The organism is Rickettsia sp., assembly GCF_965035265.1.
The window spans coordinates 1-4,596 of sequence record NZ_CBCDJS010000093.1 but is presented as its reverse complement, the minus strand read 5'-3'; the positions used below and the strand labels follow the sequence as shown (position 1 = coordinate 4,596).

Here is a 4,596-nt window from a genome sequence, read left to right as displayed (position 1 = left end):
AGGCACAAGATCTTGCCACTAAATGGCTTTGGTCTTATAATAACGAAAGACCAAATATGGCTATAAGCGGTATAACGCCAATACAAAAATTAGCTTTAGCAGCTTAACTCTCTACTCTCTACTGCGATTAAAAATGGGGGGATTACCTTACGCTATGCATCGTAATTGCTACCGGTTTTATAGGAATACTTATTTGTGCCGAAGCAAAAATAGCAATTGCTCCTATAATTATTTTAACAATATCTAGAGCATAAGAATTTGTATTTAAATGTTCTACAACTCTATTCGGATATAATACTTTTAATAGAGAATTCATTGTACACCTCTTTCTTTAGTTTATATTTATTTTTGGATAATACATAAAAATAAAAGAAAGAAAAGAAATATTTTTCGGTATAATTCTATTATTAATTGTTAATTATTTTATTGCAAAAAATTTAAAAACCAAAAAATTTTTTGATTTTTAGCTTATCTTCTTTAGATAGATTAGGCTTGAATCTGTATATATCTTTTTTATTAGCACTTTCAGGTCTAAATTTAAACTCGCCTTTAGTTGTTTTGATTGTAACTATCTGATCAGGAGAACCCCATTTAGGAAAATCATATTTTATAACTATGTCCCCGTTTCTAAGTCCAGATTTATAAGCGTTACTATTTTCGTCAATATTTTTTATTTGATAATTATTTATTAAAGCATCTCTATCAAAGCCACGATCATATGCCCCCATTTTTATTTTCTCGATCGGCAGTACTGTAGCAACATCAGTTAAATCTATAGTTTTACCTTGTTCTATATATTCGTTTATCTCTTTATCTATCCCTGTTGGAACATAATTTTTAACTATTTTTTTAAAATAATCGCTTGAAAATTCTTGTTCTTTTGAGGTTTTAAATAAATCAGGCATAACATTATCCAGCGATTTACTACTATTATTCTCTTTAATGAGATTATCCAAGTAAAGTGCAAAAACAAACCCACGATAATATGGCAATCTTTGTACTGCATAATCTTTCCAATAATCTGTTTTGATTAAATTATTAGGCTCATTTATTACAGGTGATAAATAATAATTCTCAAAAAATTTATTAAATTCTTCTACAAATTCCTCAAGCGTTATAACCCTGGAACGTAAGGCTAAAACCCTGCTATAATAATCGGTAAATCCCTCACTCCACCAATAATTTAGTGCTTCGTCTTCTAAATTATTACGTATTTTCTTACCTATCCAATTATGCAGATGTTCATGAGCAAGTAGCGTTATATAATCCTGTTTGTCCAAACCTTGAGGAATAAACGCGGTAAAACTATGAGTTAAGCCCGTTCCGCCCATATGTCTAGGTTGATTGCCTTCAATCAAACTTATTAGATAATAAGGAAAATCATTATCATGAAAAAATGCTCTTTGTCCCTTGATAATTTTATTTATATAAGAAGCTATTTCTTCATCTTTAAGATCAAATTGACCATGTAATGAAAGATATACAGGATTTTTTTGATCGACAATTTTATAAACACGTAAATCCCCTGCTGCATAAACTGCACTATATAATTTAATCGGCGTAGCTTTAAATTGCACGCTTTTACCAAGACCATAATCTGATATCGCTTGCCAAGCTTCAGGAATATTATTCCATTCAACATTAAACTCTACTATATCATTTCCATTTAGATCACCAGGAGTAGCAAAAAGCCCATAACCCGGTGAATGAATTAAATTTTGTCTAATTATTGCTTCGTGGACATCACAAGGATTGCCGGTTTTTTGATATATTTCGTAGCTTAAACGAATAATATTGATTTTTCCCGTATTTAAAATAGCTTCATTAGAGTCTTGATTTCTAAACTGCAACTTTCCAATAGGATACTCAAGTTTAACATTTTTGATTTGCTTGTAATATGTGGCGTTTGCCCAGGCATAAGGTAAATCTAAAACAACTTCACCGCTCATATCGCCTATTATTTCTGTTTCAACTTTAATAGCTGAAACAAGCATGTTAGACAAAGGTGTTATTTTGTAATTTATTTGCCGATAAGTATTTGCTAATACTAGATTTGAGATAAAAATTAAAATTAGAAAGAATGCAACTTTTATCAAATTCATATATTACTTTCTGCCATTAATTGATAAGCTTCATCATCTTCGAGCCACTGGGCATTTTCTATTAAATATGATTCTTGAAATTCGGCAAGTTTTGGATCAGGTTCATCTGTTAAATTTTTAAGCCCGTCAAATAAAATGCCTAAAAAACCGATTTTATTCTTTTTACAATAATCTCTTACATCTTCAACATGTTTCGTGCGGTCATCAACAAATACAATAAAACTAGCATTTAGCTCTTCAGAAAATTTTGATAAAGTACCGCTTTTTGAATGATTACCGGTTATGAATATACCTTTATAAAAAATAGCATCATCCTTTTGTCCTGAGTTATAAATTACCAATTTTTCATTATCAGAAAACTCTACATCTAAACTTTTTAATTCTTTATATCGCCAATCTTGCATAGAAAGAATATTGCCGAATTCTCCCGTATTCATTTGTGTAAGAGCATAAACGGGAAACTTTTCCTTGAGCTTGTTTATAACTTCTACCCACTCTTCATCAATTAATATTACTTTTCGCTGCAGACGCCAATTACTGACGATTTCCTCATAATTATCATAATTACTTTTATTTTCCTTAATTCTATCAATCATTTGATTATAAGGCGGCTTCTTAAAAGTTTTTGATTTAGGAGTTATAAGCGTATCATCAACATCAAAAAATATTGATATTAGTGTGTTGGCAGGTATATTTTTTATTATTAAATCATAAACTTTTTCGGCACTATCGACAATTTCAAAATCTTTCATATTATTATCCTAATTAAAATCAATCTCAAGCTCATCAGCCAAAATATCCATCAATTCAAGCCCTGCTCTATTTTTCCATTTTCCTTGTTCATAAAAAAAGTGATAAGGACCACTAACCGGCGACGACAACCAAATTTCTTTGGCTGCACTTTGCTTATTTATTACATATACACCTTTACCGGTCTCAAGATTTAATATATCACCTTGTAAATCTACATCTATACTCGCTTCTTTGTCTTGCTCTTCTATCTTGTCTGCTATATATGCAATTGTCGTTTCGGCTATTTTACTAAATTCTGTATTATTCATAATATATATTTATCTAATTAATACATGTTGTGACTAGTATATCTATTTGTCAGGATCAATTTCCGGCTCAGGTACTTTAACCAAGCTTTTTCGATAAGTTTCAACAAATCTATTATGATCATTAAGATTGTTGGAAAAATTATGCCCTCCCTTACCGTCAACTACAAAGAATAAGGCGTCCGTTTTTGCAGGTTTTACCGCTGCTTCTAAAGATTTTAACGACGGACAAGAAATCGGACCCGGCGGTAAACCTTTAATATAATAAGTGTTATATGGCAGTTCTTGCAATAAATCTTTTTTTGTTAAAGCTCTTGCTAATTTAAATTTCCCTTCAGTCAAAGCATATATAGTAGTCGGATCAGCTTGTAGCTTCATATTTTTCTTTAAACGATTAATGAATACTGCTGCTATAATAGGCTTTTCTGCATTTGAACCGGCTTCTTTTTCAATTATCGAAGCTAGCGTTAATACCTCAAGTCTAGTTTTTAAAGGAGAATCCGGTGAAAGATTTTGCATTACCTTATCTAAATTAGCAGACATTAAATTTCTCATTTGATCGATTATCTGCTCTTTTTGATCTCCATAAGAAAAAAAATACGTGGACGGCATTAAAAAACCTTCCGGTATTATCCCTTTTATTTCTCCGAGCAAACGACTTTCTTCATTAATTTTCTTTATAACCTCACTAACTACCGTACCTTCCGGTATAATTATCTTATGTATTATAGATTTACCGCTTGCTAATATTCTTAAAGTTTGCAGAGGAGATATATTACGTGTAAACACATATTCACCGCTTTTAAGAGGATTTTTTACAGAATAAATTTTAGCAATTACTTTAAAAATTCTTGGATATTTGATTACTTCACTAGAATAAAGTTTTGTAACTATTTGATTTACGGATAGTTTAGATTCAATAATTATCGTTTTATTTTGAGTAAGATTACCCGGCACAAAAATATAAAATATACTAAAATTTAGCAAAGTAATAAATATAATTAGAGACACTATAACTAAAAAAAGTTTAGTTTTTAATAGGTTTTTTAACATAATAACTATTATTTTTATAAAGCTTAAAAATATTGATAAAAAAATTACCACGAAATATGGTTTTTTCTTGACATTTGAAATAACATATAGTAAAACTAACTTAAAGTGTGGTTAAAGTTAAATATTTACTAAATTTAAATTATATAGTTTTTGCTAAATAAATCAATAGTTTTAATATTTGGCAATTAAAATATTAAAATTATATGACTAATGAGCAACAAAATTAATAACGTACAGCATAATTCAGAAAGCTTCAGACAAGACGAATTTAAATGCGAGCCTGCGCAGCGTATAAAAATACGTGAGTACAGGCAAGTCATGCAAAATTCACTTGTATCAAGCTTTCTGAATTATGCTGTAAACCAATTTACTATAACAATAGT

General features: G+C 29.8%; 5 protein-coding genes and 1 pseudogene. 1 reads left to right on the top strand and 5 read right to left on the bottom strand.

What is annotated here, in order from left to right:
* Window positions 1-148: 148 nt before the first annotated feature.
* The 5 genes and pseudogenes from AC1Z7D_RS05935 to mltG form a co-directional block, all read right to left on the bottom strand.
* Window positions 149-316, bottom strand: a pseudogene (locus tag AC1Z7D_RS05935) (biotin transporter BioY); the annotation flags it as partial.
* Between the two features lie 121 nt (window positions 317-437).
* Window positions 438-2,102, bottom strand: a complete 1,665-nt coding sequence (locus tag AC1Z7D_RS05930) for a M61 family metallopeptidase (protein WP_482602828.1) — start codon at window positions 2,100-2,102, stop codon at window positions 438-440.
* Window positions 2,099-2,854, bottom strand: a complete 756-nt coding sequence (locus AC1Z7D_RS05925; protein WP_482602826.1) for a DUF2608 domain-containing protein — start codon at window positions 2,852-2,854, stop codon at window positions 2,099-2,101. Before AC1Z7D_RS05925 ends, AC1Z7D_RS05930 begins: the two co-directional genes overlap by 4 nt.
* 9 nt (window positions 2,855-2,863) lie before the next feature.
* Complete coding sequence (gene cyaY / locus AC1Z7D_RS05920; protein WP_482602824.1) at window positions 2,864-3,163, bottom strand: iron donor protein CyaY; 300 nt, start codon at window positions 3,161-3,163, stop codon at window positions 2,864-2,866.
* Window positions 3,164-3,205: 42 nt separating this feature from the next.
* The gene (mltG, locus tag AC1Z7D_RS05915) at window positions 3,206-4,213 is read right to left on the bottom strand and encodes an endolytic transglycosylase MltG (RefSeq protein ID WP_482602822.1); all 1,008 of its coding nucleotides are present in this window, start codon (window positions 4,211-4,213) and stop codon (window positions 3,206-3,208) included.
* 210 nt (window positions 4,214-4,423) lie between these two features.
* Here mltG and AC1Z7D_RS05910 point away from each other — a divergent pair.
* A partial coding sequence (locus tag AC1Z7D_RS05910) for a palindromic element RPE3 domain-containing protein (protein WP_482602830.1) occupies window positions 4,424-4,596 on the top strand: 173 nt, incomplete at its 3' end.